We start from the raw sequence: 26,382 nt of genomic DNA, 5'->3' as shown, positions 1-26,382 counted from the left end.
CGCCCCTTGCCATCAAGCGTCCAGCCAGACGCGGGTTGCGACGTAGCCGTTCGACATGTCGTTGCCGATATCGTGGACGTAGCCCTTCACCTGCTTGGTGGAAGCGTTCACGAAGTCGTTGAACATCGGCAGGATCACGCCACCCTCGTCTCGCACCGTCATTGCCATGGTGCGGTACATGTCCTTGCGCTTGGCTTCATCAAGCTCGGAGCGCGCCTGCAGCAAGAGCTTGTCGAAGTCAGGACGCTTGAAGCGGGTGTCGTTCCAGTCCGCCGTTGAGAGATAGGCGGTGGAATACATCTGGTCCTGCGTCGGGCGGCCGCCCCAGTAGGAGGTCGAGAAGGGCTGGACGTTCCAGACATTGGTCCAGTAGCCGTCACCCGGTTCGCGCTTGACCTCGATCTCGATCCCGGCCTTTTTGCAGCTTTCCTGATAGAGAACGGCCGCATCGACGGCGCCGGGGAAGGCGACTTCCGATGTGCGCAGGAGGACGGAGCCGCTATGGCCTGATTTCTTGTAGTGAAACGCGGCTTTGTCAGGATCGTAAGTGCGTTGCTCGATGCCTTCGGGGAAGAGCGCATAGGTGCTGTTGATCGGGAAGTCGTTGCCGACCTTGCCGTAGCCGCCAAGGATCTTTTGCACCATGGTCTCGCGGTCCATGGCGTATTTGAGTGCCAGGCGCAGGTCGTTATTGTCGAACGGCGCCTTGTCGCAATGCATGATGAAGACGTAGTGGCCGCGGCCGGCAGTCGAGAGGATCTCGACGTTCGGGGCGCGTTTCAGCATGTTGACGGTCTTCGGGTCGACGCGGTTGATATAGTGCACCTGGCCTGATGAAAGAGCCGCGATGCGGGCGGTGGCGTCGTTCATGCCGATGATCTCGATCGAATCGACATAACCCCGGTCGGTTCGCCAGTCGTCCTTGTTCTTTTCGAAGGTGGCGCGGACGCCAGGCTCGAAGCTCGTCATCTTGTAGGGGCCGGTGCCGATCGAGGCCAGAGGATCGTCGACGCCGCCATTCGGCTGGATGACCAGATGGTAGTCCGACAGCAGCAGCGGCATGTCGGCATTGCCCTCGCTGAGCGTCAGCACGAGATTGCCGCCGTCGGCCTTGATTTCCTTGATCGAGCCGAGAACACCGAGCGCGCCGGATTCCGACTTTTTGTCAGTGTGGCGCTTCAGCGTCGCGACGACGTCGTCGATCGTCATCTCCTTGCCGTTGTGGAACTTGACGCCCTTGCGGATCTTGAAGGTCCAGGTCGCCGCGTCCTTCGAGGGCTCCCAGGATTCGGCAAGCGCCGGTACGGCAGCACCCGTCAGCGGATCGGATTCGACAAGCATGTCGCCCCAGCAGCGGCCGATGCAGAACATCACCTGCGACAGGAACTTCGCCGGGTCGTTGGAATCGGTGGCAGCGCCTCCTTCGAGGCCGAGCTTCAGATGGCCGCCGCGCTTCGGTTCGGCAGCTTCAGCGCTTTCGGTGAAGAGCTTGTCGGCGACAGCAAGTGTCACGCCGGCGGCCATGGCGCGTCCCATGAATTCGCGACGGCTAAGCCCGCCCGCGGTGACGCGGCTTGTGAGATATTTCGTGTAGTCGTTCATTCCCCAGTTCCTTCTTTATGGTGCGTTGACAGAACTTCCGGGCTGGTCCGCAGGCGGTTTCCTCTCCACCTTCGGTGCCCGCATCATGCGGGAAAACATTGCGGTTGCTGCCGCCTCGTTATTGTCCTTTCCAAATGGGGCTTCGCTTCTCGGCGAAAGCCCGGGCGCCTTCCAATTGGTCTTCGCTCGAATAGAGCCTGTCGACGGTCTCGAACTGCCGTTTGGTGATCTTGTTCATGGCAGTCTGAAACGTCGAACCCTCCGCTTCGCGCACGATTTCCTTGATCGCCGCATAGACGAGCGGCGGTCCGCTTTCCAGCAGGCGGGCAAGCTCCCACGCCCTCTCCATCAGCCGCTCGGCCGGCATGACTTCGTTGACGAAACCCCAGCGATGCGCCTCGTGAACGTCGAGCCATCGTCCGGTCAAAAGCATGTCCATGGCGATGTGATAGGGGATGCGCTTCGGCAGCTTGATCGAAGCCGCATCGGCGACCGTGCCCGAGCGGATTTCCGGCAGGGCAAAGGTCGCATGCTCGGCGGCGAGGATCAGATCGGCTGAAAGCGCAATCTCCAGTCCGCCGCCACAACAGATGCCGTTGACCGCACAAATGACCGGCTTGTTGAGGTCGCGCAGTTCCTGCAGCCCGCCGAAGCCGCCGACACCATAGTCTCCGTCGACCGCATCGCCCGATGCCGCCGCCTTCAGGTCCCATCCGGCGCAGAAAAACTTCTCGCCTGCGCCCGTCACGATGGCGACGCGCAAGTTAGCGTCATCGCGGAAGTCCCGGAAGATCAGGCCCATGGCGCGGCTGGTGGCAAGGTCGATGGCATTCGCCTTCGGCCGGTCAATGACGACCTCAAGCACTCCGCCGTCCTGTCGTGTGCGAATCTGGTCGCTCAAGCTCTGCTACCTCCTCCGCCGTATCAGGGCATCGACGGCAGCAACACCGCGCCCTTCGGGAAGAACCATCAATGGATTAATGTCCAGTTCCTCCAGGTGTGCCGCATTCGCAACGACATAATCTGCCGCTGTTGAGACAGCGCCGACCACGGCTTCGAAGTCGCCTTTCGGCCGCCCACGATAGCCATAGATCAATTTTGCCAGTTTGAGGCGCAAAATCGCCGCGCGAATATCGGCTTTCGTCGCCGGAAGCGGCAGGACGATGGAATCCTCGAGCAATTCGACGAAGATTCCACCCGCTCCCAATGTGAGCGACAATCCGAAGACCGGATCGCGACTGGCGCCGACAATCAGCTCGGCGACAGGCGGATCGACCATCTTCTCGACGAGATAACCTGAATTCAGCGGCATACGCGCCGCTGCATCCGAGACCGCCCCGCTATCCTTCAAGTTGAGCATGACGGCACCGGCCTCGGTCTTGTGCGCGATACCGAGGCCTTTCAGCACGACAGGGAAACCGAGCCGCTCCGCCTGCGCGGCGGCTTCACCAGGAGAAAAAGCCTGCAGCCCCCAGGGAACAGGGAGGCCGCAGGCAGCAAGCTCGATCTTCGCATCAGCTTCCGTCAGCGTCTCGAGCTCGCCATCAACGGGGATGACGTTGAGCAGAGGCAGGGGAGGCGGACGATCCCAGGCCTCGCCGATCCCAGCGGCGACTTCCGCCGCGGTGATGGCTTCGTCGATCCCGGAGAAGGCAACCACGCTCTTTGCCATCAGACGACCGGCGACCGGCTCCGGCATGTTTTCGGGGAGGGTCGCGAGTACGCCGGCCAGCGCACCGGTCGCGGAGGCTGCGGCAATGACTGCGTCCACAGTCGTCATCCACTCGGATGCCTCACATCGGTCGCTGCGGGGGAAATCGAGAACGACGAGATTGAGAGCGCAGCCGCCTCCGAACATGGCGCAGAACGCTTCGGTTTGACCGGCGAGATCGCCCCAGACGAAGGTGTGGTAGTCGAGCGGATTGGCAAGCGCCACCATCTCGCCCAGCACCCGCCGAAGACGCGGCAATTGCTGCGGCTGCAGTGCCGGGAATTCCACCTTGCGGCCGACGGCGGCATCCGCCATCAGCGAAGCCTCGCCGCCGGAGCAGCTCATGGACGAGATCGAATGGTTTGCGAGCGGACCGGCAATATGCAGGAGCTTCAAGGTTTCCAGAAGCGCCGGCAGGGTCTGGACACGGCCGAGGCCGAGGCGGGCAAGCACGGCATCCGCAACGGCATCGCTGCCGGCAAGCGAAGCGGTGTGCGACACGGCCGCATGTTTCGCCTGCTCGGACTTGCCGACCTTCAGCACGACGACCGGCTTCTTCGCCTGGCGAGCCTTCGCGGCAAGGCGTTCGAGGGCGGCAAGATCGCCGAACCCTTCGACATGAAGGCCGACCGCCGTCACACGGGGGTCCTCCATCAGCGCACAGGCGACATCGGCAAGCGATGTCTGCGCCTGGTTGCCTGCTGTGACCATATAGGCGATCGGCAGCCCACGGGTCTGCATGGTCAGATTGAGGGCGATATTGGAGGACTGCGTGAGGATTGCGACACCGCGTTCGATCCGCTGCATGCCGTGCTGATCGGGCCATAACAGCGCACCGTCGAGACCATTGATCAGCCCGTAGCAGTTGGGCCCGAGGATCGGCATGTCGCCGGCCGCCTCCAGAAGAGCTTGCTGCAGGTCGGCGCCATCGGCAAGTTCCGCTATCGCCTCGCTGAAGCCTGACGCATAACAGACCGCCCCGCCGGCGCCGGCTCGCGAAAGGCCGCGCACGATGTCGATGGTGAGCGTCCGGTTGACGCCGATAAAGGCGGCGTCGGGCGCTGCGGGCAGATCCGAGAGGGAGCGATAGCAGCGTCGCCCGAGCACTTCGTCGAGCTTCGGATGAACAGGCCAGATCTCGCCTGAAAAGCCCATGCGGTCGCATTGCTCGACCACCCTGCGCGCTTCGCGGCCGCCGAAGACGGCGATCGTTTGCGGTCTGAGCAGGCGGTCGAGGGGCCTTGAGGTCATCGGCTCACGCTCCCAGGGGCCGAAGCAGGTCGCGGCTGATGATATGCCGCTGGATTTCCGACGTGCCGTCCCAGATGCGCTCGACACGCGCATCGCGCCAGAAGCGGGCAAGCGGCAGGTCATCCATCAGGCCCATGCCGCCGAAGATCTGGATCGCCTCATCCGTCACGCGGGCGAGCATTTCCGAGGCATAGAGCTTGGCGGAAGCGATCTGCCGGTCTGCGGGACGGCCGGCATCGACCTGCCAGGCGGCGGCAAGGGTCAGCCAGTCGGCGGCGTCAATCTCGGTGATCATGTCGGCAAGCTTGAACGACACGCCCTGATTGGCGCCGATCGGCTTGCCGAACTGTTTGCGCTCGGCGGCATAGGGAAGCGCCATCTCAAAGACGCGCCGCGCCCGGCCGACGCAGGTCGCGGCAACCGTCAGCCGCGTGCCGTAGAGCCATTGATTGGCGATATCGAAGCCGCGATGCAACTCGCCCAGCATCTGGCTCGCGGGAATTCGGCAATCGGTGAAGCTGAGCGTGCAGTTATGGTAGCCGCGATGCGAGACGGAATCATAGCCCTTGAGGATGTCGAAGCCGGGCGTGCCGCGATCCACCAGGAAGGCAGTGATCTTCTTCTTGATGCCTTTCGGCGTCTCTTCCTCGCCGGTAGCGGCAAAGACGATGACGAAATCGGCGACATCGGCATGGGAGATGAAATGTTTCGTGCCGTTCAGGATGAAGTCGCCCCCATCACGGCGGGCGGCGCATTTCATGCCGCGCATGTCGGAACCGGCATCCGGCTCGGTGATCGCAAGCGCATCGATCTTCTCGCCGCGCACCGCGGGCAGGAGGTAGCGCTCACGCTGCTCGCCTTCGCAGGCCATCAGGATACCGGAGGGCCGCCCGAAGAAGACCGTCAGCCCCAGCGAGCCACGCCCGAGTTCCCGCTCGACCAGCGTGAAGGTCACATGGTCGAGACCGGCACCGCCCACCTCTTCGGGGAAATTGCAGGCGTAAAAGCCGAGATCGATGCATTTGCGCTGGATTTCGCGCCCAAGCTCCGGCGGGACGATACCGGCGCGCTCGACCTCGGTCTCATGCGGATAGATTTCGGTTTCGACGAAGGCGCGAACCGTGTCGACGATCATTTCCTGTTCTTCGCTGAGACCGAAATCCATGGCGCTCCTCCTATCGCCTCTGGCCGACGTGACGGCCGGCGCCTTCAGGCAACGCCAATTCCGAATGAGCCGCGACGATCGCCTTGACCTTATCGAGCACTGCGGCCGGCGCCGGTGTCGCCTTGCCCACCTTGCTGTCGACATGCAGCAGCAGGTGCTCGGCAGTGGCGAGAGCCTCGCCCGTCGCCGTATCGAACAAAGTGTGGAAGACATGCAGCCGTTTGTCGTCGGCGGCCAGAACCTGGCAGGTCGAATGGATCGCCTGCCCGAGCTTCGCCTCGCCGAGATGACGGATATGGCTTTCCACGGTGTAGTAGCTCCGCCCCGCCTCGACATAGGCGAGGTCGACGCCGACAAGGCGCAACAGCGCATCGGATGTATCGCCGAAGACCTGGAGATAGCGGTGTTCGGTCATATGGCCGTTATAGTCGACCCAGGCCGGGCTTACCTTGGCCTCGACGAGCCGCAACGGCTGCGACGGATCGGCTGGCGCGGCCTTGCTGCCGCCTTTCGCCCAGAGCGATTGCTCGAAATCCTTCAGAAGCTTGCCGGCGCCCCAGCCCTTGCCGCTATCGCCGCCCTTGAGGGCTTGCAGGATGCCGACGAGATTTTCGTCGCGGATGCGTTCGAGCTCGCGGATCGAAAGACCGGCCGCCTGCTCGTCGGATTGTCGGCCGATCTTTTCGATCAGAGCGTCGTCGAGGTCGACGACATCGGTGAGCTTGGTCCAGGGCCAGGCGAGGCAGGGCCCGAACTGGGCGAGGAAGTGGCGCATGCCCGCCTCGCCGCCGGCAATACGATAGGTCTGAAACAGGCCCATCTGCGCCCAGCGCAGGCCGAAGGAATAGCGGATGACGTCGTCGAGCGTCTCGACGGTGCAAATATCGTCGTGGATGAGCCACAGGGCCTCGCGCCAGAGCGCCTCGAGCAGCCGGTCGCCGACAAAGGCCTCGATCTCCTTGGCGATGTGGACGCCCTTCATGCCGATCGGCGGAAGTCTTTCCATCGCCGCCTGGATGGTGGCCGCCGAAGTCTTCTCGCCGCCGACGATTTCGACGAGCGGCAAGAGATAGACGGGATTATAGGGATGGGCGACGAAGAGGCGTTCGGGATACTTCATGTCCCGCTGCAGATCGGTCGGCAGCAGCCCGGATGTGGAGGAGCCGATCAGCGCGTCGGGTCGCGCCACGGCATCGATCTGGGTCAGCACGCCGCGCTTGAGATCAAGTCTTTCCGGCACGCTTTCCTGGATCCAGTCCGCACCGACGACGGCCTCTTCCAGCGTCTTGCAGAAGGTGAGCCTCCCGCGCGGCGGCAACGGCGCGCCAGTCAGCATGGCATAGGCTTTTTCGGCATTGGCGATCACTTCGCCGACGATCCGGCCCGCTTCCGGGTGCGGATCGAACACATCGACGTCGATGCCGGCCAGCAAAAACCGGGCGATCCATCCGCCGCCGATGACGCCGCCGCCGATACAGGCTGCCTTGTTGATCCCTCTCATGCCGCCCTCAGCGCTTCGTCAGTTTGAGTTTCTTGCGAACGTCCTCGGGACCGATGATCCGGGCGCCCATGCCTTCGACCACTTGCACGACCTTTTCGACGAGCTGCGCATTGGTGGCGAGCTGGCCCTTGCCGACGAAGAGATTGTCTTCCAGGCCGACGCGGACGTTGCCGCCGGCGAGAACCGCTGCGGCCGGATAGGCCATCGCGTTGCGACCGATCGAGAAGGCCGAGAAGGTCCAGCTCTGAGGCACGTTGTTGACCATCGCCATGAAGGTATTGAGATCGTCGGGCGCGCCCCACGGAATGCCCATGCAGAGCTGGATCAGCACCGGGTCTTCGATCAGGCCTTCTTCGGCAAGCTGCTTGGCGAACCAGAGATGGCCGGTGTCGAAGGCCTCGATCTCCGGCCGCACGCCGAGATCGGTCATCTTCTTCGCCATCGCCCGCAGCATGGCCGGCGTGTTGGTCATGACATAGTCGCCGAGGTTGAAGTTCATCGTGCCGCAGTCGAGCGTGCAGATCTCCGGCAGGCATTCGGCGACATGGCTGACGCGCTCGGTGGCACCCGCCATATCCGTGCCCTTCGGGTTAAGGGGCAGGGGACTTTCGACATTCCCGAAGATCAGGTCGCCACCCATGCCGGCAGTGAGGTTGAGGACGACATCGACATCCGCTGAGCGGATACGGTCGGTGACTTCCTTGTAGAGATCGTTGCGGCGGCTGGCAGCACCCGTTTCCGGATCGCGGACATGGCAGTGAACGACCGCCGCACCGGCCTTTGCCGCATCGATCGCGGATTGGGCGATCTGCTTGGGAGTGATCGGCACGTGGCTGGATTTTGAGACCGTATCGCCGGCGCCGGTCACGGCACAGGTGATGAAGACATCGCGGTTCATCGCAAGAGGCATGTTTTTGTTCTCCCCGTCTTGTCAGCATTACGCGACAGGTTGGGCAGCGATGCTTTGCAATTTCAGAAGCAGTTGATACATTATCGGAATTTTCTGGAGGCGGTCTTGCTGCAGCGATCAACGGAACGGCTCGATATCGATCTTCTCGTCCTGCCGGACACGAACCTGATCCTGATCGCATCGGTCATCGAACCGCTGCGCGGCGCCAACCGCATCTCCGGCAGCGAGCTTTATCGCTGGCGCCTGCTGACGCCTGACGGGGCGCCGGTCCCAACCACCAGCAATATCGCCGTGCCGGCGGAAGGGATCTTCCGGGCGACGACCGAGGATACGCCGCTTTTCGTGCTGGCGAGCTACAATTGGCACCGAAGTGCGACACCGGCGTTGAAGATGCAGCTCTCCCAGGCCGCCCGCCACCGCACCATGATTGCCGGCATCGAGTCCGGCACATGGCTGCTTGCCGAGGCAAGTCTGCTCGACGGGCAGCCGGCGACCGTGCACTGGGAGGACTACGAGGATTTTGCGCTGGCTTATCCCGAGGTGGGCGCCGTCAAGGATCGTTTCGTCATCAGCGCCAAACGGCTGACGACGTCAGGTTCGCTACCGACCGTCGACCTGATGCTAGAGATAATCAGGCAGCGGCAAGGCTATTCGCTGGCGCTGGAGGTCAGCCGGCTGTTTCGTTACGAGCAGCCGTCCTTCCATGCGGATGAACAACTTTCCGCCGCGTCCGCAGGGCTCGGCATGCACGACCCCCGCGTGACGCAGGCGGTGCGGCTGATGGAGGAGCACATCGAGCAACCTCTGATCCTGGCGCGGCTCGCCCGTAGGGTCGGCATCAGCGCAAGGCATCTGCAGGATCTTTTCCAGCAGAGTATCGGCGCGCCGCCGCATGTGCATTATCTCGCGCTGCGCCTGAACGCGGCCCGCCGCAAGGTGATCGAGACGACCGCCTCCTTCGCCGACATCGCGGCTGCGACCGGTTTCAATTCGGCCTCCGCCTTTGCGAGAAGCTACCGTGCGAGTTTCTCCGAGAGCCCGTCGGAGACCCGGCGCCGCTTGCGCCGCCGCATCACGCCGCCGTAGGCTGGAAAGCGTCTCGTAACATATCCGCGAGCTCGCGAACTGCCTCACTGGATCGGTAGGGATTGCGCCGGAGCACGACTTTCGAGGAATCGACCGGTGGGAAGCCGTCTTCGGCAGTCAACTCGCGGCAGCCGGGCGGAATATTGCTGCGACATAACGTGGTGACGGCAAGGCCCGCGGTCACGGCATTCTTCAGCCCCGAGCCGGTATCGGCGATGAAGGCGATCCGGTAATTGCGCCCGATCTGCTCCAGCGACCAGAGCGCATAATCGCGCGACCAGGTGGAGTTGCGATAGGTCGCAATCGGCAGCGGATCGATGTCGTGCAGCCGGTGCACCATCGATGTGACCCAGACGGTCGGGTCGATACAGAGGACCTCGCCTTTCGTCTGATCGCTCCAGTCGAAAACCACGGCCAGATCGAGTTCGTCCCGCTCGAGGGCGGCGAGGTTACGGACGGTATAGTCGCAAGACACGGTGACCTCGACGGCCGGATGGCGTACGGCGAAAGCCGCAAGAGCCGCCGGCAGCACCGTCTGGCTGTATTCCTCGGGAATTCCGATGCGCACTGGCCCATCCAACGGCTTGCTGCGGATCGTCGCGGCGGCCTCGCTCAGAAGGTCGATTATTCGTCGGGCATACGGGACGAGCTGTATGCCCTGGCGTGTGAGCAGTACGCCGCGGGCGCCGCGCTCGAACAGGTTTTCGCCGATCGTCTGTTCGAGCCGCTTGATTTGGGTGCTCACGGCCGATTGGGTCCGCCCGATGCGCTGGGCAGCAGCCGAGAAGTTCAAGGTCTCGGCGACGACAAGAAAGGTCCTCAGCAGGTCACTCTCAATCGGCTCATGCATGGGAATAGCCATAGAAAAAATCGATGTCAGCTATCTCTACTATTCGTTTGTCTAATGTCAATTCTTGAGCCAGAAAAGAACCGCGTTCGACTTCCTTCTTTGAGATACCTGCGTGACCATCGAAAATCCGGCCAGACCACTCGCAGCCAGCGAGCATGAGAAGGGCGTCTTTCTCATCGCGGCCGCAACCCTTGCCTGGAGCGCGAGTGGCGTCTACTCCCGACTCCTGACCACCGACGTGTGGACAGCGATCGCCTGGCGATCGTTGTTCGGAGGCCTGTTTCTGCTGATCCCCTGCCTTTTCCTCGAAGGGGGCATCTCGCGGCGGCAATGGCGATCCGTTTTCCATCCGTCTGGTCTTGCGATGATTGCATGCCAGACCTTCAGTCAGGGATGTTTCATCGGTGCGCTATATACGACCACCGTCGCCAATGTGACGATGATCTATGCGACGACGCCGTTCATCGCGGCGCTGCTCGGCTGGCTCATCCTCAAGGAGAGGATTGCCGGGCGAACAATGATTGCCGGCGGCATCTCTCTCGCAGGCGTCGCGGTCATCGTGGCCTCGTCGATCGGCGGCGGCACGGGTTTCGGCGATCTGCTGGCGCTCGGCATGACCGCTTCTTTCGCTCTCGTCATCATCATTCCGCGCATCAGCCCCGGCGTGCCGAGCCTGCCGCCGACCGTCGTCAGCGCCTTCCTCACGCTTGCGATCTTTGCCCCCTTCGGCTCGGTCGGCTCGCTGGACCTCCACAACTGGATCGTTCTTGCCGCCTTCGGCGCGACCAATTTCTCCCTCGCGCTCGTGCTGTTCCTGGCTGGAGCAAAGCGAATGCCGCCGGCCGAAGCGGCGCTGATCGGCACGGTGGAAATCGTGCTGACGCCCTTCTGGGTCTGGCTGCTGTTTTCCGAAAAGCCGCCGGTCGCCACCTTTTTCGGCGGCACGATCATCCTCGGCGCCGTGTTCTGGCACACGGTCATGGACTTTAAGCGCGGGCAGCGGCAACGTTCCTGACCGTCATGCATTATCACGTCTTTGCCGACTGTCGTCTTTGAGTTGCGCCCTGTCGTTTTCGTGAGCGCTGTTTTGCGCGCGGCGTGGTTTGCTGAAGGTGCAAGGCGGCAGAGGAACCGAGATCCTCAAGGACATTGCCGGATAATAATCCGGAAAGACACCGAGATCGACCGAAAGGAGGTTCTGGAGCCCGGAAACCAGCTCTTTGCGCAGCAGATCGACAGATTGCGGCAGGCGATCACGACCCGAACTCGACAGGCTGAAGCTTCGGCGTTCGCTCCTCCCTTCCATTCAATCCGTCTCCGCCTATTTGCAAATTCGAATATCGCCCGATGCGGCGGTATTGAAATGCCGGACTGCAGAGGAGGCAGGCCGGAGGAAAGGTTGCCGTCGGCTGCATTGGTTGCGGATCGAGGCATTTCAAACACGTGGGAGGAATCCATGAGCAAGAATAGAGGCGTCGTCTATCTCCGTCCGGGCAAGGTCGAGGTTCGCGACATCGACGACCCGAAGCTGGAAGCGCCCGATGGCCGCCGCATCGAGCACGGCGTCATCCTGAAGGTGATTTCGACCAATATCTGCGGCTCCGACCAGCACATGGTCCGCGGCCGCACGACCGCGATGCCGGGCCTGGTCCTCGGCCACGAAATCACCGGCGAGATCATCGAGAAAGGCGTCGACGTCGAAATGCTCGATATCGGCGATATCGTCTCGGTGCCGTTCAATGTCGCCTGCGGCCGCTGCCGCTGCTGCAAATCTCAGGATACCGGCGTCTGCCTGACGGTGAACCCGGCGCGTGCCGGCGGCGCTTACGGCTATGTCGACATGGGCGGCTGGATTGGCGGACAGGCTCGTTACGTGACCATTCCCTACGCAGACTTCAACCTGCTGAAAATCCCGGATCGGGACAGAGCCATGGCGAAGATCCGCGATCTCACCATGCTCTCCGACATTCTGCCCACCGGTTTCCATGGCGCGGTGCGTGCGGGCGTCGGGGTCGGCTCGACCGTCTATGTCGCCGGCGCCGGTCCTGTCGGCCTTGCGGCTGCCGCCTCTGCCCGCATCCTCGGCGCTGCCGTTGTCATGATCGGCGATTTCAACAAGGACCGCCTGGCGCATGCGGCCAAGGTCGGTTTCGAAGCGATCGACCTCTCCAAGAGCGACCGTCTCGGCGACATGATCGCGCAGGTCGTCGGCACCAATGAAGTCGACAGCGCCATCGACGCCGTCGGCTTCGAGGCGCGCGGTCACTCCGGCGGCGAGCAGCCGGCGATCGTTCTCAATCAGATGATGGAGATCACCCGTGCCGCCGGTTCGATCGGCATTCCCGGCCTCTACGTCACCGAGGATCCGGGCGCCGTCGACAACGCCGCCAAGCACGGCAATCTTTCGCTCCGCTTCGGCCTCGGCTGGGCCAAGGCCCAGTCCTTCCACACAGGCCAGACGCCAGTGCTGAAGTACAATCGCCAGCTCATGCAGGCGATCCTGCACGACCGGCTGCCGATCGCCGATATCGTGAACGCCAAGGTCATCCCGCTTGACGAAGCCGCTGAGGGCTATGAGAGCTTCGACCATGGAGCGGCGACGAAATTTGTCCTCGACCCGCATGGAGACGTCGCGAAAGCCGCCTGACGTTCAGGACCGAAACAGAGATGGCCGGACAAGCGCCGGCCATCTTGCATCGATCACACAAAACTCGGTCGGTAGCTACTGAATGCTGAACGGGAAATACTTCGCGTTGATCATGTCGTAGGTTCCGTCTTCCTTGATCGTCTTCAAGGCTGCGTTCAGGCGCGCTAGACGATCGCCGTCATCCATACGCAGCGCAATTCCTGCGCCTTCGCCAAAATAGGTCACATCGACCAGATCCGGTCCCTTGAACTCACAACAGGTTCCTGCCTTCGTGTTCGCGATCCAGTCGTAGATGGCAAGCTTGTCTTCAAGGATAATGTCGACGCTGCCATCCGACAGCCCCTTGTACAATTCCGGCGACGACCGGAAAACCGTCTTCTTCATGTCGGGATAAAAATGCTTGGCGTAGGATTCCTGCGCCGTCGACGACGTCACCCCGAGGATTTTGCCGCTCAAGGCGGCGGGGCTGATATCGCGGATCGGCGAATCCTTGCGAGCGATGAATACCGACGGACTGTTGTAGTATTTTTCAGTAAAGGCAACCTTCTGACGCCGCTCAAGGCTCATGGACATGGATGAGATGATCGCGTCGTATTTGCTGGCAATGAGATCGGGGATCATATCGTCCCACTTCTCGATGATGAATTGGCACTCGAATTTGCCGACCTCGCAAAGGGCATTGGCAATGTCGATGTCGAAGCCCTGAAGCTTGTTGTTGGCATCGAGATAGTTGAAGGGCGGAAATGCGCCTTCAACGGCAATTCTCATAGGGGTCGGATCCTGCGCAGCCACCGGGACCGGCGAGGCCGCAGCCAAGAAGACACCCACGCCGCCCGCCATCAGCGTTCCGCGCAATATGGTTTGAATGGACATGCGCAGCATCGTCGGGAACTCCTTGGGGTGTCGTCGATCTCGCCTCATGGTGCGCCTTAGCTTTTAATTCTACGTGAACGCTTGTTTGTTACTGTCAGTGACGGCGCCCGCTTCTAGTTGTGTTCAGGGGTCTACACTTGCACATCGTTCGTCCTTCCAGCTCCAATACGTTTCAGCAATCCTGGATAGCTTCGGGCAGAATTCTCTTTCTCATCGCCGTCAGCGGGCTTGGCGCGATCGGACTTGTCGTGCTTTCGGCTCTGTGGGCGGGAACGGAAAGCGACGCGGCGGCCCTCGATCGCCAGCGTCAACTGGTCAATGCGCGCCTGCGGGAGCAGGTCACGCAGGTAGCCCATGTCATAGGCCAGTTCGGCAACGGCTATCTCGCCCGCATCCATCCGGCCTCCCGGGCAGCCGGAGTTTCCTCCAGCCTCGATATGGTGCTGACGACGGCGACGGGAAGCGCGATCAGTCAGACCGCAATGTCCGCTTTCGGCTACGATCAGGCTTTTGTCGTCGACGAGCAGGCTCACCTGCTGATGATGGCGGACGCCCAAACTGAAAAGCGTTATCGCTGGATGAAGCCTCTCCTTTTGCCGCTCCTTCAGGATGCCCGCCTTGAGGCGAACCAAGGCGCGGTTTCCAGCGAACGAACGCCGTCCTCGATGGAAAGCCGCCTTGCGAGCGCCGCGCGTCCCAACCGTGCTCTGGCCAATCTGATGCGGCTGGAAGGTCGCCCGACGATCGTCGGAGTCGTGGCAATCAACGAAGCTCCGCAGGGACAAGAGCAGCCCACGCGGCAATTCCTGATCGTCGTGCGGTTCATCGATGGCGCGGCACTGGACGAATTGAGCCGGCAGCAGGGCCTCAACGGCGCACGCTTCGCGCGCACTGCCGATGCTGACGAAAACGAGGTTGCGTTTCAGATCGATGCGACGTCAAACGGCGAACCGATCGGCTTCATCGTCTGGCGGCCCGACCTTCCGGGCTCGAGGGTGATCGGCCGGCTGATGCCGGCGCTTTCGATTGCCGCCTTGGTGATCGCGGTCCTGTTCTCGGTCCTGCTCGTGCGCTTGCGCAGCAGTCTCGGCGATCTGAAGAAGAGCGAGCTCCATGCAAGGCAGCTTGCGCTGCATGATGTGCTGACCGGCCTTCCCAATCGCGCGATGTTTGCGATGCGGTTCGACGAATGCCTGGCCGATACGCAGAATTCGGTGGAGCGCTTCGCCGTCGCACTTCTTGACCTCGACCGGTTCAAGGCCGTGAACGACACGTTCGGCCATGCTGCCGGTGATGAACTGATCAGGATGGCGGCCGAGCGGATCCGATCGGTGCTTCGTTCCGATGATACGCTTGCCCGGCTTGGAGGGGATGAGTTTGCCCTGCTTCTCCGGGATATCGACGACGATCAAATTCTGCCGGCAATATGTGAGGCGATCGTTGCCGAACTCGCAAAACCCTTCCCGCTTTTGAAGGGCGAAGCGGTCGCGCGGGTCGGCGGCTCTATAGGCGTGACCATCGTGCCGGATGCCGGGCGGAACGCCGATGACATCATGCGCTATGCCGACGTCGCGCTTTATGAGGCGAAGGTTGGCGGAAGAGGTCAATGGCGAGCCTATTCGCCATCCATGGACGGCGGCAGGAATGCGCGCGATATTCTCAAGAACGAATTGCGGGAAGTTCTGGCCAAAGGGGCAGCCTCCCTCGCCGACGGCACGCAACCCGATCCGATCGTAAAAAGGCCGGATTTCGGATCGCTGGAAGTTTATTATCAGACGATACACCGTGCGGAGAACGGATATCGGGCGTCGGGTGCCGAGGCCCTCGTGCGTTGGCGCCACAGCCAACGCGGTCTGCTGACGCCTGCGAGCTTCATCCCTGTCGCCGAGGAGGGCGGCCTCATCGATGCGCTTGGTTTCTGGGTATTGCGCGAGGCCTGCACAGCCGCGCGCAACTGGCCCGAAAACAGCTTCGTCGCGGTCAATGTATCTCCCTCCCAGTTGAGGAGGCCAAATTTTGCCGAGGAAGTATTCACGGTGCTTCAGGAGACCGGGCTGGCGCCATCCCGGCTTGAACTCGAGCTCACCGAGTCCTCACTGATCGAAGATAATTCCGACGTTTACACGGTGCTGAAGTCGCTGCGCGGCCGGGGCGTTCAGATTTCGCTCGACGATTTCGGAACCGGCTATTCCTGTCTCAGCCACCTGATGCGCTTCGATATCGACAGGATCAAGATCGATCGATCCTTCGTCTCGCTGCTCGGCACGAAAGCCAATGGGGCAGCCATCATCGGCGCCATTGTCGCGCTCAGCCGCAACCTCGGTATCTCGACGACGGCCGAAGGGGTCGAGACCGAGTATCAGCGCGACTTTCTGACCGCGCTGGGTTGCACCGACCTCCAGGGCTATTACTTTTCCAGACCGGCTCCGCTTCGCGAACTCGATTGTTTCCGGCAGCCTGAGGACGCCACCGGGCCACGCACGATCGCTCCAAGAGCCATCGCCTGAGAGGCTTTGCCCTCCCGCCGCTCGCGCGGTCATCTTGTGCACATCAGCGCAACTCAATAGGAAGGCAGGCAATCCGGCCGCCGCGAAGATGGGACGCTGGCCTGATATTATTGATTTTGAAGGAGAATATATTGCGTCGCGCCATCCAGTTATTGCTGACGGTCGTCATCGTCCTGGTCGTGGTCATTGGCTTCCGCTGGTACCGCTACGTCACCAATACGGAAAGCCCGTATGATGAAGTCGGCATCGAGTTGAACAGCCGGATGCCCGGCCCGATCAACGAATGGGGATGTGTCACGCTGCACGCCACGTTCGGTAACGCCTTACCGCCCTATGGCTGTCAGAATAGCACGGATGCCCGCAAGTGGCGGTAGGACCGCTTGGATTGCACCACATAGCAATCTGCCTTCATCACGTTACGTCTCAGTTCCAGGGTTGACATGAACTCGACCGAGGACGTAGCCTCCGCAGCATTCACCAGGGGGGTCCCGGCAAGGGGCTGAGATACTGCTGGACAATACGGCTTTGCCTGTTGTGGCGCAGTGACCCGTTGAACCTGATCCAGTTCATACTGGCGTAGGGACGGTGCAAGCGCTCGAAAGGCATGGGATTCGTTTTCGAATCCGGGCCGGCGTCTTTCCATCATTCCGGCGTGAGGACTGGGTCTCCAAACCAATTTGGAGCCTCAACCATGACAATTGCCGCCAAGAATCTTCATCCGACCGTCACGACCGGCCCTTTGCCGGGATCTCGCAAGATCTTCGTTCCAGGAGAGCTGCACCCCGATATCCGCGTGCCGATGCGGCAGATCAGCCTCCATCCGACTTCGGGCGAACCGCCGGTGACTGTATATGATTCCTCCGGTCCCTATACGATCGAAGGCGCCGACATCCGTATTGAGCAGGGTCTTGCCGCATTGCGCCGGAACTGGGTGCTCGCCCGCGGCGACGTCGAACCCTATGAGGGCCGCTGCATTCGTCCCGAGGATAACGGCTTTGCCAGTGGCGACCGGCTGACGCCCGCGTTTCCTGCCAAGCGTCAGCCGCTGCGGGCCAAGGACGGCAAGGCGGTCACGCAGCTGGCCTATGCGCGCGCCGGTATCGTCACGCCGGAGATGGAATTCATCGCCATTCGCGAAAACCTCGGCCGTAAAGCGCAGGCCGGTGCGATGCTTCGCGACGGCGAGAGCTTCGGCGCCCACATTCCCGATCACGTGACGCCGGAATTCGTCCGCCAGGAGGTCGCCGCCGGCCGAGCAATCATTCCCGCCAACATCAATCATCCGGAAGCCGAACCGATGATCATCGGCCGGAATTTCCTGGTGAAGATCAACGCCAATATCGGCAACTCGGCCGTCACCTCGTCGATGGCGGAGGAGGTCGAGAAGATGGTCTGGGCCGCCCGCTGGGGCGCCGACACCGTCATGGACCTTTCCACAGGTCGCAACATCCACAACATCCGCGAATGGATCATCCGCAACTCGCCGCTGCCGATCGGCACCGTGCCGCTTTACCAGGCGCTGGAAAAGGTCGAGGGCATCGCCGAAAACCTCAGCTGGGAAATCTATCGCGATACCCTGATCGAACAAGCCGAACAGGGCGTCGACTATTTCACCATCCATGCCGGCGTGCGGCTGCATTACATCCCGCTGACGGTCAACCGCGTCACCGGCATCGTCTCGCGGGGCGGCTCGATCATGGCCAAGTGGTGTCTGCATCATCATCGCGAGAGCTTCCTCTACGAGCATTTCGAGGAGATCTGCAACATCTGCCGCGCCTATGACGTCTCATTCTCCCTTGGTGACGGCCTGCGCCCAGGCTCGATCGCTGACGCCAACGATACCGCGCAATTTGCCGAACTCGAAACGCTCGGCGAATTGACGAAGATCGCCTGGGCGAAAGACTGCCAGGTGATGATCGAAGGGCCCGGCCATGTGCCGATGCACAAGATCAAGGAGAACATGGACAAGCAGCTCGCCGTCTGCGGCGAGGCGCCCTTCTATACGCTCGGACCGCTGACGACCGATATCGCGCCGGGCTACGATCACATCACCTCGGGGATCGGCGCGGCGATGATCGGCTGGTTCGGCACGGCCATGCTCTGCTATGTCACGCCGAAGGAGCATCTCGGCCTACCTGACCGCAACGACGTCAAGACCGGGGTCATCACCTACAAGATCGCCGCCCATGCCGCCGATCTCGCCAAGGGCCATCCTGCCGCGCGCATTCGTGACGATGCGCTGTCGCGCGCCCGTTTCGAATTCCGCTGGGAAGACCAGTTCAACCTGTCCCTCGATCCCGAGACGGCCCGCTCCTTCCACGACGAGACGCTTCCGAAGGAGGCGCATAAGGTCGCTCATTTCTGTTCGATGTGCGGCCCGAAATTCTGCTCGATGCGCATATCGCACGATATCCGGTCGGAGGCGCAGAAGGAGGGCCTGGAAGCCATGGCCGCCCGTTACCGCGATGGCGGAGACCTCTATGTTGCGGTCCCTTCCACCGAAGCGCCGGATGCTTGAGATGCGCGTCCTTGTCAAAGGGGCCGGCGTCGCCGGCCTCGCCGTCACACACGAACTGCGTGCCCGGGGCGCCGAGGTGACAGTCCTGGACCCGCACGCAAACTTCGAGCGCGCCGCGTCGTGGTTTGCGGGCGGCATGCTGGCGCCCTGGTGCGAGCGAGAAAGCGCCGACGAGGCCGTGCTCCGGCTCGGCACAGAGGCCGCCGATCGTTGGGATGCGATGTTGCCAGGGCACGTCGCCCGCAACGGGACGCTGGTGGTCGCGCCGGCGCGCGACCACGGGGAGCTGAAACGCTTTGCCGGCCGGACGAGCTCGTATCGGTGGGTTGATGAGGAAGACATTGCCTCGCTGGAGCCGGCCCTCGCCGGGCGGTACCGGCAAGGTCTGTTTTTCCCAGAGGAAGCTCATCTCAATCCCAGGCAGGCGCTACAGCTGTTGAAAGAAAAATTGACGGCGCAGGGCGTTGTTTTTTCGGGCGGCGATATGGAGGAAGACGAATTCTCCGATATCGTCGATTGCACGGGTGCTGCGCGCATCGGGCAGCTTGACGATCTGCGCGGGGTGAGGGGCGAGATGCTCTATCTGCGTACCGATGAGATAGAGCTTTCACGGCCCGTTCGCCTGCTTCATCCCCGCATCCCGGTCTATGTCGTGCCGCGCGGCGACGGCCTTTTCATGGTCGGCGCGACCATGATCGAGACCGATTTCGGCGGGCCGATTACCGCGCGCGCGCTGATGGAATTGCTGAACGCAGCTTACACGCTGCATCCGGCCTTTGCGGACGCCGCCCTTGTCGAAACCGGCGCCGGCATTCGTCCAGCTTTCCCTGACAATCTTCCGCGAGTCGCGCGGGAAGGCAATGCCGTCGTGCTCAACGGTCTTTATCGCCACGGTTTTCTCCTGGCGCCTGCAATGGCGGCAAAAGCCGCAGATCTCGTCTTTTCCGGGCGGACGAAGCAAAGGAGCTCCCAATGCGTCTGATCATCAATGGCGAACCCCAGACAATCGCCGCCACCACCCTTTCACAGCTGCTGGCCGCACTCGACTACGAGGGCGAGTGGCTGGCGACCGCCGTCAACGGCGAGCTCGTTCATCGCGAAGACCGCGAAGAGCACGCCCTGAACGACAATGACAGGATCGAAATCCTGACCCCGATGCAGGGAGGCTGATATGCTTGATTTTTACGGAGACCAGATCGGATCGCGACTTCTTCTCGGCACCGCGCGTTATCCTTCGCCGGCGGTGCTAGCCGATGCCGTCAAACGATCCGGAACGGAGATCGTCACCGTGTCGCTGCGGCGAGAAACGGCCGGCGGGCGTAATGGTGGCGCATTTTTCGACATGATCCGCACGCTCGGCGTCCGCGTGCTTCCGAACACCGCTGGCTGCCACGGCGTTTCCGAGGCGGTGCTGACGGCCAAGATGGCGCGCGAAGTGTTTCAGACCAACTGGATCAAGCTCGAGGTGATCGGCAATCACGACACCCTGCAGCCGGATGTCTTTGGGCTCGTGGAAGCTGCGCGGATCCTCTGCAGCGAAGGCTTCGAGGTCTTTCCCTATACGACCGACGATCTGGTAGTGGCCGAGCGCTTGCTGGAGGCGGGATGCAAGGTCTTGATGCCTTGGTGCGCACCGATCGGAACGGCGGCGGGACCGCTCAACCTTTCCGCCCTTCGATCCATGCGCGCGCACTTTCCCGAGGTGCCGCTGATCGTCGATGCCGGGATCGGCCGGCCGTCGCATGCAACGATCGTTATGGAACTGGGTTTTGATGCGGTCCTGCTCAACACTGCGGTTGCCGGCGCGGGCGATCCCGCCGCCATGGCGGAAGCCTTTGCCAAGGCGATCGATGCCGGCAGGCAGGCATTCGGCGCGGGCATGCTGGAACCGCGCGACATGGCGGTTCCCTCGACGCCGGTGATCGGAAAGGCGGTTTTCGCGTGATACTCGATCCTTTTTATCTCGTTGTCGACAGCGCCGCCTGGATCGAAAGGCTGGTTCCGCTCGGGGTCAAACTCGTGCAATTGCGCGTCAAGGATCGATCGCTGTCTGACATCCGCGCCGACATCCAGCGGGCAAAAGCAGTCTGTGAGGCGCACGGGTGCCAGCTGGTCGTCAATGACTATTGGCGGCTTGCCATCGAGGAGGGCTGCGATTTCGTCCATCTCGGCCAGGAGGATCTGGCCGCGGCCGATCTTGCCGCCATACGTCAGGCCGGCCTGAAATTAGGGCTTTCCACGCATGACGAGGCGGAATTGGCAGTCGCGCTTGCGGCGCGCCCGGATTACATCGCGCTCGGTCCGATCTACCCCACCATTCTGAAGGCCATGCCCTGGGCGCCGCAGGGTCTCGACCGCTTGCACGACTGGAAAAGCCGCATCGGCTCGCTACCGCTTGTCGCCATTGGCGGCTTGACCGTGGAGCGTCTTGCCGGCGTGTTTGAAAATGGGGCTGACAGTGCTGCCGTCGTGACCGACATCACGCGCAATTCCGATCCGGAGCGACGCACCCTCGAGTGGATTGCAGCAACTCGCCAACGCGGGACGACGTGATCCGGATAACGGTCGATCTCACATTTCGCAGATATCCCCAGGATATCTGCGAAAGATTGCGACATTGTTGCCTCTACTCGATCGTTGCGAGTTCGATGCCGAGCGCAACGGTGCTGCCGGCCTCGGCTTTCAGGCGAATGCGACCGGACTTCGGCGCGACGACCCGCGTTTCCATTTTCATCGCCTCGATCAATGCCACGACGTCGCCTTCGGCAACCTGCGCGCCGTCTTCCACGAGCCATCGCTGCAGCGTTCCCGGTATGGGCGCGGTAATCGCTCCTTCGCTCACTGCTTGAGAAGGAGGCTTGGCTGCGGGAGAGGTGACGGCGCCTGAAAAGAGTGCGGCCGGAAGCCCCAGCACATGGCGCTTGCCGTCAATCTCGATGAAACTGTGCAGAAGCCGGCCTTCGACGGGATCAACGCGGGGGGAGGGCTCCACACCGCGAAATTCGGTCTCGATCCAATTGGTGAAGACACGAAAACCGTCTTCTCCGGTAAAATCGGGTTCGTTCACAACGGCGCGATGGAAGGGCAACACCGAAGCCACTCCTTCGATCTCAAACTCCGCAAGCGCCCGACGAGCCCGCACGAGTGCTTGCTCGCGCGTCGGCGCGGTGACGATGAGCTTTGCCATCATCGAGTCGTAGAGCCCGGGGATTTCCGACCCGGCTTCGACGCCCGCGTCGAGGCGCACGCCAGGCCCTGCGGGGGGACGAAAGCGGGTGATCAGGCCCGGGGTCGGCAGAAATCCTCGACCGGGATCCTCGGCGTTGATGCGAAATTCGAACGAGTGGCCGCGTGGTTGCGGTGTGTCGGTGAGGGAAAGCGGCAATCCATCGGCAATACGCAACTGCTCGAAAACGATATCGATGCCGGTTGTCTCCTCGGTGACGGGATGTTCCACCTGAAGCCGCGTATTGACTTCAAGGAAGGATATGGCGCCGGCCTGAGACAGCAGGAATTCTACCGTTCCAGCCCCCGTATAGCCTGCCGCGACGCAGATCGCGCGGGCAGCATCGTGGATGCGGCTCCGCTGTTCGTCACTGATGAACGGAGCAGGGGCCTCTTCGACCAGCTTCTGATTTCGTCTCTGCAGGGAGCAATCGCGCGTGCCGAGCACGACGGTGTTTCCGTGATTGTCGGCAATGATCTGCGCTTCGACATGGCGCGGCCGGTCGAGAAACTGTTCGGCATAACACTCGCCGCGACCGAAGGCTTCCGTCGCCTCGCGCACTGCAGATTCGAAAAGCTCGCCGACGTCTTCGAGCCGCCATGCGACCTTCATGCCGCGCCCGCCGCCGCCGAAAGCGGCCTTGATGGCGAGCGGAAGCCCTGCCTCCTTGGCGAATGCCACGGCATTGGCAGCCGTCTGCAGCGGGCCGTCGGAACCCTTGACGAGGGGTGCTCCCACCTTTGCCGCGATCCGCCGAGCTTCCACCTTGTCGCCGAGCGCCGTGATCACGTCGGGGGAGGGGCCGACCCAGATCATTCCCGCATCGATAACGGCTTGCGCAAATTCCGCACGCTCCGACAGGAAACCATAGCCGGGATGTACGGCATCGGCGCCGGCGCGACGGGCGACGTCGAGGATCCTTTCGATGTTGAGGTAGGTGTCGGCCGGACGGCCTGCACCGAGCCCATAGGCTTCATCGACCAGTTCCGCGTGAAGCGCGCTGGCATCTGCTTCCGAATACATCCCGACCGACGTGACGCCGTAGTCTCGGGCAGCCCGCGCGATGCGAATGGCGATTTCACCGCGATTGGCGATGAGCAGCTTTTTCATCGGATGGTTTCCTTCACCAGCGGATCGAAAGGAGCAATGGGATTGAACCGGATGTTGGCGCCGATCGGCACCTGACCGGCAAGGTCCAGGTGATGGGCCGCGATCACACCGATCACTGGATATCCTCCGGTCAGCGGGTGGTCCGCCAGGAATATGACCGGCTGGCCGCTGTGCGGAACCTGTATGGCGCCATGAGCCGTGCCTTCCGAGGGAAGTTCGGCCGCATCGCGCTTTTCGAGGGGAACGGAACCCGACAGGCGCATTCCGACGCGGCTGGACTCTGCCGTAACCTGCCAGCTCTGCGAAACGAGAGTTTCAAGCCCCTTGTCCGTAAACCAGTCCGAGCGAGGGCCAAGGATGATGTCGAGCGTTACTGTCTCGCCGCTGCGCGGCAGCGGCGGCGGCACCGGCCTGAAAGGGTCAACCGCCATCGACCGACGCTCCGCGGGCACAAGAATATCGCCTGGTGCAATCGGTTCGGGCCCGACTTTTGCCAGCGTGTCGGTTGAGGTCGAGCCGATGACGGCCGATACCTGAAAGCCGCCGCGCAAAGCGAGATAACTTCTCATGCCCTCCGGCGGCAGGCCGATCCTCAGTTCGTCTCCAGTATCCAGTGCGAATGGTCTTCCCGAGGGGATAACGACGTCCGATCTGTCGCTGCTGTGAATCGTCAACGGACAGGGCGCGCCGGTCACCGCCAAGGTTACCGGACGATCCGCCAACAGCGAAAAGCCGCCAAAGGTGATCTCGATCGCGGTCGCATCGCGCGGGTTTCCGACACAGAGGTTGGCCTCCGACAAGGCGACGCGATCGAGGGCACCGGATTCGGAAATGCCTTGGTCTGCCCTGCCGGCCCGACCTAGGTCCTGGTATAATGCCGGTCGGTCCGATTGGGTAACCGTTAGGCCGCCTGACGGCGGAGCCGGCGCTGTTGTCTTTGCCGAAGCCATGCCGACTGGGGCGACTTCCTGTGCCGAAAGGCGGCGAAAGCGCACACGGTCGCCGGGGGCCAGCAAAGCCGGCCGCTCCCGCTCAGTGTCCCACATCCGCCAGGGAGTGGTCCCGAGAAGCTGCCAGCCGCCGGGACTATCGGACGGATAGATGCCGCCGAAGCGGCCGCCGATCGCGACGGATCCTGCCGGGATTCGCACCCGCGGGCTTTTTCTGCGAGGAACGTCGAAGGCGGGATCGTCACAGGTCATGTAGGAAAAGCCCGGGGCGAAACCGGTGAAGGCGACGGTGAAGGTCGCCTCGCTATGCCGGCAAATGAGTTCCTCAACCGTCCAGCCGAGCAAGCCGGCGACATCTCCCAGATCCTCTCCGTCGTAGACCACCGGAATCTCGAAGAAGGAACCTGCGCGCGCCGTGCGCGCGGAAAGGTCCATCTCCGCGATCAGATCCGCCAGCCGCGCGCGGTCGGTTTCCAGTGGATCGAAACGGACCATGACGGTGCGGGCTGCAGGGATGAGTTCCTTCACGCCGGGCAGCTGTTTTTCCTGCAGCCTGTCAAACAGCGCCTGCGCCGTTTCGAGATCCGCAAGCTCGATCAGGAAACTGTCGCTGCCTGCGGGAAGGAAACGCAGGAGTTCACCCACGGGCCGCACCGTCCTTCACCTCGGCGAAAGCGGCCAATCGGATGCCGCGCCCCGTAAAGGCCTCCCGCAATCTTTGCGCCAGCGCGACCGCCGTCGGCGTGTCGCCGTGGACGCAGATCGTCTGCGCTTCGAGTTCGATATCGTCGCCGTCGATTGTCGTGATCCGGCCTTCAGTCGCCAACCGCAGCATCCGTTCGGCGACCTGATCCGGATCGTGGATGACCGCGCCCGGCGCACGGCGGCTGACAAGGCTGCCGTCGGCATTATAGGCGCGGTCGGCAAAGGCTTCGCAAACGACGGTCAGCCCGGCCGCACGAGCCTGCTTGACGATGGGGGCGCCGGCGAGCGCCATCAGGATGAGGGAAGGATCGACGGCCTTTATCGCCGCGATCACATCGCCCGCCTGGCGGGCGTCGTTCGAAATGGTGTTGTAGAGCGCGCCGTGCGGTTTGACATAACGCACCGTCGTGCCTGCCGCTTTCGCCAGCCCCTGAAGGGCGCCGATCTGGTAGATCGTATCACCGACCAGCTCTTCGCTCGACGGATCCATGTTGCGCCTGCCGAATCCCACGAGGTCCCGGTATCCGACATGCGCGCCGACCACCACGCCCCGAGCCGCCGCCGCCCGCAGCACCTTCAGAATGCCGGCAGGATCACCGGCATGGAAGCCGCAGGCAATGTTCGCGCTTGTGACGATGTCGAGCATCGCAACGTCGTCGCCCATCGGCCACGGACCAAAGCTTTCACCAAGATCGCTGTTGAGATCGACGGTCATCATATCATAGCCTGTTGATTGATAGAGCAGAGATTGTTGAATAACATATACAATATTGTTCAACAATAAAAAACTGTCTATGATCGGATGAACGGGTCTTCGGAGTGAGCAAATTTCATGGCCTTGGCCGATTTGGATGAGCAGAGTGATCAGCCGCTTTCCGAAAAAGTGGCTTTGCGAATACGGGAAATGCTGATCCAGGGACGCTTCGCACCGGGCGAAAAGCTTTCCGAACATCAGGTGGCCGGGCAATTCGGCATATCGCGCAATACCCTGCGGGAAGTCTTTCGGCTGCTGACCAGCCAAGGGCTGCTGACGCATATTCCCAACCGCGGCGTGTTCGTCGTTTCACCAAATGAATCCGCGGTCATGGATATCTACCGCGTGCGATGGGTCATTCAAAAGGGCGCCATCCAGGCGGCAAGCCGCGGGCATCCGGCGCTTGCCAGGATGAAAGCTCTGACGCACGAGGCGGATGCCGCCCGCTCCAGCAGCGACTGGCAACAGGTCGGGACGGTCAATATGGAGTTTCACCGCGCCATGGTGAGCCTATGCGACAGTCCGCGGCTTTCCCTATGCTTCGATCTCGTACTGGCCGAACTCCGGCTTGTCTTCCGCCTTCTGGCATACACGGCTCATCTCCATGAACCCTACATCGCGCTGAACATAAGCCTCCTCCAATTGATCGAGGAGGAGAAAACTGCGGACGCCATCGATTTCCTGGAAGCCTATCTGCTGAAATCGGAAAGATCGGTTCTTGCCGCCATGCAACGGAAGAAAGGATGAGGACGACCTGCGTGGTCGAAGCTGACACATCCATTCTACGCCACTTGTTCCATAACATGCCTTACGCCTCAGACCTCGAATTTTGAGTGCCTTGCGCTCGACGTGAGGGGTCGATGGTTCGTATCCTTTCAACTGCTCCGATAGCTGAAGTGTCCATACCGGAGACATAGGTAACAGAGCGTACCTAACACATGGGTGACAACCTCGTGCCGAACGGGTTGTCGATGGTTTGCAAGGTCCTCTGCTCCAGGTCAATATATCCCAGATCA

22 protein-coding genes and 1 riboswitch are annotated in these 26,382 nt (G+C 62.0%); of the genes, 11 read left to right on the top strand and 11 right to left on the bottom strand.

The window, feature by feature from the left end; all coding sequences use genetic code 11:
• Positions 1-12: 12 nt before the first annotated feature.
• The 6 genes from EFQ99_RS29860 to bcoG form a co-directional block, all read right to left on the bottom strand.
• Positions 13-1,602: an ABC transporter substrate-binding protein gene (locus EFQ99_RS29860; protein WP_126924765.1), complete on the bottom strand. Its 1,590-nt coding sequence runs from the start codon at positions 1,600-1,602 to the stop codon at positions 13-15.
• 118 nt (positions 1,603-1,720) lie between these two features.
• Positions 1,721-2,503, bottom strand: coding sequence for a carnitinyl-CoA dehydratase (locus EFQ99_RS29855; RefSeq protein ID WP_126924764.1), 783 nt, complete (start codon positions 2,501-2,503; stop codon positions 1,721-1,723).
• A gap of 6 nt (positions 2,504-2,509) precedes the next feature.
• Entirely contained in the window at positions 2,510-4,564 is a 2,055-nt protein-coding gene (locus tag EFQ99_RS29850; protein ID WP_126924763.1) for an acetate--CoA ligase family protein, read from the bottom strand.
• 4 nt (positions 4,565-4,568) lie between these two features.
• On the bottom strand, positions 4,569-5,729 hold the full coding sequence (locus EFQ99_RS29845; protein WP_126924762.1) for an acyl-CoA dehydrogenase family protein: 1,161 nt from the start codon (positions 5,727-5,729) through the stop codon (positions 4,569-4,571).
• A gap of 10 nt (positions 5,730-5,739) precedes the next feature.
• Positions 5,740-7,230 (bottom strand): carnitine 3-dehydrogenase, encoded by a 1,491-nt coding sequence (locus EFQ99_RS29840; protein WP_126924761.1) that lies wholly within the window; start codon positions 7,228-7,230, stop codon positions 5,740-5,742.
• 7 nt (positions 7,231-7,237) lie between these two features.
• Positions 7,238-8,140, bottom strand: a complete 903-nt coding sequence (gene bcoG, locus EFQ99_RS29835) for a 3-dehydrocarnitine:acetyl-CoA trimethylamine transferase BcoG (RefSeq protein WP_126924760.1) — start codon at positions 8,138-8,140, stop codon at positions 7,238-7,240.
• A gap of 72 nt (positions 8,141-8,212) precedes the next feature.
• Between bcoG and EFQ99_RS29830 the strand changes: the two genes are divergently transcribed.
• Positions 8,213-9,226: a GlxA family transcriptional regulator gene (locus tag EFQ99_RS29830; RefSeq protein WP_126924759.1), complete on the top strand. Its 1,014-nt coding sequence runs from the start codon at positions 8,213-8,215 to the stop codon at positions 9,224-9,226.
• Here the strand turns inward: EFQ99_RS29830 and EFQ99_RS29825 are convergent.
• Positions 9,213-10,076: a LysR substrate-binding domain-containing protein gene (locus EFQ99_RS29825; RefSeq protein ID WP_126924758.1), complete on the bottom strand. Its 864-nt coding sequence runs from the start codon at positions 10,074-10,076 to the stop codon at positions 9,213-9,215. The genes EFQ99_RS29830 and EFQ99_RS29825 overlap by 14 nt on opposite strands.
• 112 nt (positions 10,077-10,188) lie before the next feature.
• Between EFQ99_RS29825 and EFQ99_RS29820 the strand changes: the two genes are divergently transcribed.
• Both EFQ99_RS29820 and fdhA read left to right on the top strand, forming a co-directional pair.
• Complete coding sequence (locus EFQ99_RS29820; RefSeq protein ID WP_126924757.1) at positions 10,189-11,091, top strand: DMT family transporter; 903 nt, start codon at positions 10,189-10,191, stop codon at positions 11,089-11,091.
• 441 nt (positions 11,092-11,532) lie between these two features.
• Positions 11,533-12,723, top strand: a complete 1,191-nt coding sequence (gene fdhA / locus EFQ99_RS29815) for a formaldehyde dehydrogenase, glutathione-independent (protein WP_126924756.1) — start codon at positions 11,533-11,535, stop codon at positions 12,721-12,723.
• Between the two features lie 75 nt (positions 12,724-12,798).
• On the opposite strand, the gene EFQ99_RS29810 is transcribed toward fdhA, so the two are convergent.
• Positions 12,799-13,605: an ABC transporter substrate-binding protein gene (locus EFQ99_RS29810; protein WP_126924755.1), complete on the bottom strand. Its 807-nt coding sequence runs from the start codon at positions 13,603-13,605 to the stop codon at positions 12,799-12,801.
• A 128-nt stretch (positions 13,606-13,733) separates the two neighbouring features.
• On the opposite strand from EFQ99_RS29810, the gene EFQ99_RS29805 reads away from it, so the two are divergent.
• The 7 genes from EFQ99_RS29805 (at position 13,734) to EFQ99_RS29775 (ending at position 21,174) form a co-directional block, all read left to right on the top strand.
• Positions 13,734-16,103, top strand: a complete 2,370-nt coding sequence (locus EFQ99_RS29805) for a putative bifunctional diguanylate cyclase/phosphodiesterase (protein WP_126924754.1) — start codon at positions 13,734-13,736, stop codon at positions 16,101-16,103.
• A 131-nt stretch (positions 16,104-16,234) separates the two neighbouring features.
• Positions 16,235-16,477, top strand: a complete 243-nt coding sequence (locus EFQ99_RS29800) for a hypothetical protein (RefSeq protein ID WP_164736464.1) — start codon at positions 16,235-16,237, stop codon at positions 16,475-16,477.
• A gap of 95 nt (positions 16,478-16,572) precedes the next feature.
• Positions 16,573-16,704, top strand: a riboswitch (TPP riboswitch).
• A gap of 90 nt (positions 16,705-16,794) precedes the next feature.
• Complete coding sequence (thiC, locus tag EFQ99_RS29795; RefSeq protein ID WP_126924753.1) at positions 16,795-18,621, top strand: phosphomethylpyrimidine synthase ThiC; 1,827 nt, start codon at positions 16,795-16,797, stop codon at positions 18,619-18,621.
• Position 18,622: 1 nt separating this feature from the next.
• Complete coding sequence (gene thiO / locus EFQ99_RS29790; protein WP_126924752.1) at positions 18,623-19,603, top strand: glycine oxidase ThiO; 981 nt, start codon at positions 18,623-18,625, stop codon at positions 19,601-19,603.
• Positions 19,594-19,791 carry a sulfur carrier protein ThiS gene (gene thiS / locus EFQ99_RS29785; RefSeq protein WP_126924751.1) on the top strand — a complete coding sequence of 66 codons (198 nt, stop codon included), beginning with the start codon at positions 19,594-19,596 and terminating at the stop codon, positions 19,789-19,791. Before thiO ends, thiS begins: the two co-directional genes overlap by 10 nt.
• A gap of 1 nt (position 19,792) precedes the next feature.
• Complete coding sequence (locus EFQ99_RS29780) at positions 19,793-20,566, top strand: thiazole synthase (RefSeq protein WP_126924750.1); 774 nt, start codon at positions 19,793-19,795, stop codon at positions 20,564-20,566.
• A complete protein-coding gene (locus EFQ99_RS29775) occupies positions 20,563-21,174 on the top strand; it encodes a thiamine phosphate synthase (protein WP_126924749.1) in 612 nt (203 codons plus the stop codon). Before EFQ99_RS29780 ends, EFQ99_RS29775 begins: the two co-directional genes overlap by 4 nt.
• 73 nt (positions 21,175-21,247) lie before the next feature.
• Here EFQ99_RS29775 and EFQ99_RS29770 read toward each other — a convergent pair whose 3' ends face one another.
• Genes EFQ99_RS29770 through EFQ99_RS29760 form a run of 3 tightly spaced genes read right to left on the bottom strand, consistent with a single transcriptional unit; the run spans position 21,248 to position 25,330 of the window.
• Complete coding sequence (locus EFQ99_RS29770; RefSeq protein ID WP_126924748.1) at positions 21,248-22,957, bottom strand: acetyl/propionyl/methylcrotonyl-CoA carboxylase subunit alpha; 1,710 nt, start codon at positions 22,955-22,957, stop codon at positions 21,248-21,250.
• Positions 22,954-24,552, bottom strand: coding sequence for a 5-oxoprolinase subunit B/C family protein (locus EFQ99_RS29765; RefSeq protein WP_126924747.1), 1,599 nt, complete (start codon positions 24,550-24,552; stop codon positions 22,954-22,956). The genes EFQ99_RS29770 and EFQ99_RS29765 overlap by 4 nt, the downstream gene beginning before the upstream one ends.
• A complete protein-coding gene (locus EFQ99_RS29760) occupies positions 24,545-25,330 on the bottom strand; it encodes a LamB/YcsF family protein (RefSeq protein ID WP_126924746.1) in 786 nt (261 codons plus the stop codon). Before EFQ99_RS29760 ends, EFQ99_RS29765 begins: the two co-directional genes overlap by 8 nt.
• Positions 25,331-25,444: 114 nt before the next feature.
• Here EFQ99_RS29760 and EFQ99_RS29755 point away from each other — a divergent pair, with 114 nt between their 5' ends.
• Positions 25,445-26,113, top strand: a complete 669-nt coding sequence (locus EFQ99_RS29755) for a GntR family transcriptional regulator (protein ID WP_126924745.1) — start codon at positions 25,445-25,447, stop codon at positions 26,111-26,113.
• Positions 26,114-26,382: the final 269 nt, after the last annotated feature.

Source organism: Rhizobium vallis, from assembly GCF_003985155.1.
Taxonomy (GTDB): Bacteria; Pseudomonadota; Alphaproteobacteria; order Rhizobiales; family Rhizobiaceae; genus Rhizobium; species Rhizobium vallis.
This window is presented reverse-complemented; position numbering and strand designations above follow the sequence as displayed.

Coding starts and splice junctions, on each gene's coding strand:
- thiO (WP_126924752.1), top strand. CDS start 18,623: ATGCGCGTCCTTGTCAAAGGGGCCGGCGTCGCCGGCCTCGCCGTCACA.
- EFQ99_RS29840 (WP_126924761.1), bottom strand. CDS start 7,230: ATGAGAGGGATCAACAAGGCAGCCTGTATCGGCGGCGGCGTCATCGGC.
- EFQ99_RS29760 (WP_126924746.1), bottom strand. CDS start 25,330: ATGATGACCGTCGATCTCAACAGCGATCTTGGTGAAAGCTTTGGTCCG.
- EFQ99_RS29860 (WP_126924765.1), bottom strand. CDS start 1,602: ATGAACGACTACACGAAATATCTCACAAGCCGCGTCACCGCGGGCGGG.
- EFQ99_RS29770 (WP_126924748.1), bottom strand. CDS start 22,957: ATGAAAAAGCTGCTCATCGCCAATCGCGGTGAAATCGCCATTCGCATC.
- bcoG (WP_126924760.1), bottom strand. CDS start 8,140: ATGCCTCTTGCGATGAACCGCGATGTCTTCATCACCTGTGCCGTGACC.
- fdhA (WP_126924756.1), top strand. CDS start 11,533: ATGAGCAAGAATAGAGGCGTCGTCTATCTCCGTCCGGGCAAGGTCGAG.
- EFQ99_RS29825 (WP_126924758.1), bottom strand. CDS start 10,076: ATGCATGAGCCGATTGAGAGTGACCTGCTGAGGACCTTTCTTGTCGTC.
- EFQ99_RS29810 (WP_126924755.1), bottom strand. CDS start 13,605: ATGCTGCGCATGTCCATTCAAACCATATTGCGCGGAACGCTGATGGCG.
- EFQ99_RS29780 (WP_126924750.1), top strand. CDS start 19,793: ATGCTTGATTTTTACGGAGACCAGATCGGATCGCGACTTCTTCTCGGC.
- thiS (WP_126924751.1), top strand. CDS start 19,594: ATGCGTCTGATCATCAATGGCGAACCCCAGACAATCGCCGCCACCACC.
- thiC (WP_126924753.1), top strand. CDS start 16,795: ATGACAATTGCCGCCAAGAATCTTCATCCGACCGTCACGACCGGCCCT.
- EFQ99_RS29755 (WP_126924745.1), top strand. CDS start 25,445: ATGGCCTTGGCCGATTTGGATGAGCAGAGTGATCAGCCGCTTTCCGAA.
- EFQ99_RS29845 (WP_126924762.1), bottom strand. CDS start 5,729: ATGGATTTCGGTCTCAGCGAAGAACAGGAAATGATCGTCGACACGGTT.
- EFQ99_RS29850 (WP_126924763.1), bottom strand. CDS start 4,564: ATGACCTCAAGGCCCCTCGACCGCCTGCTCAGACCGCAAACGATCGCC.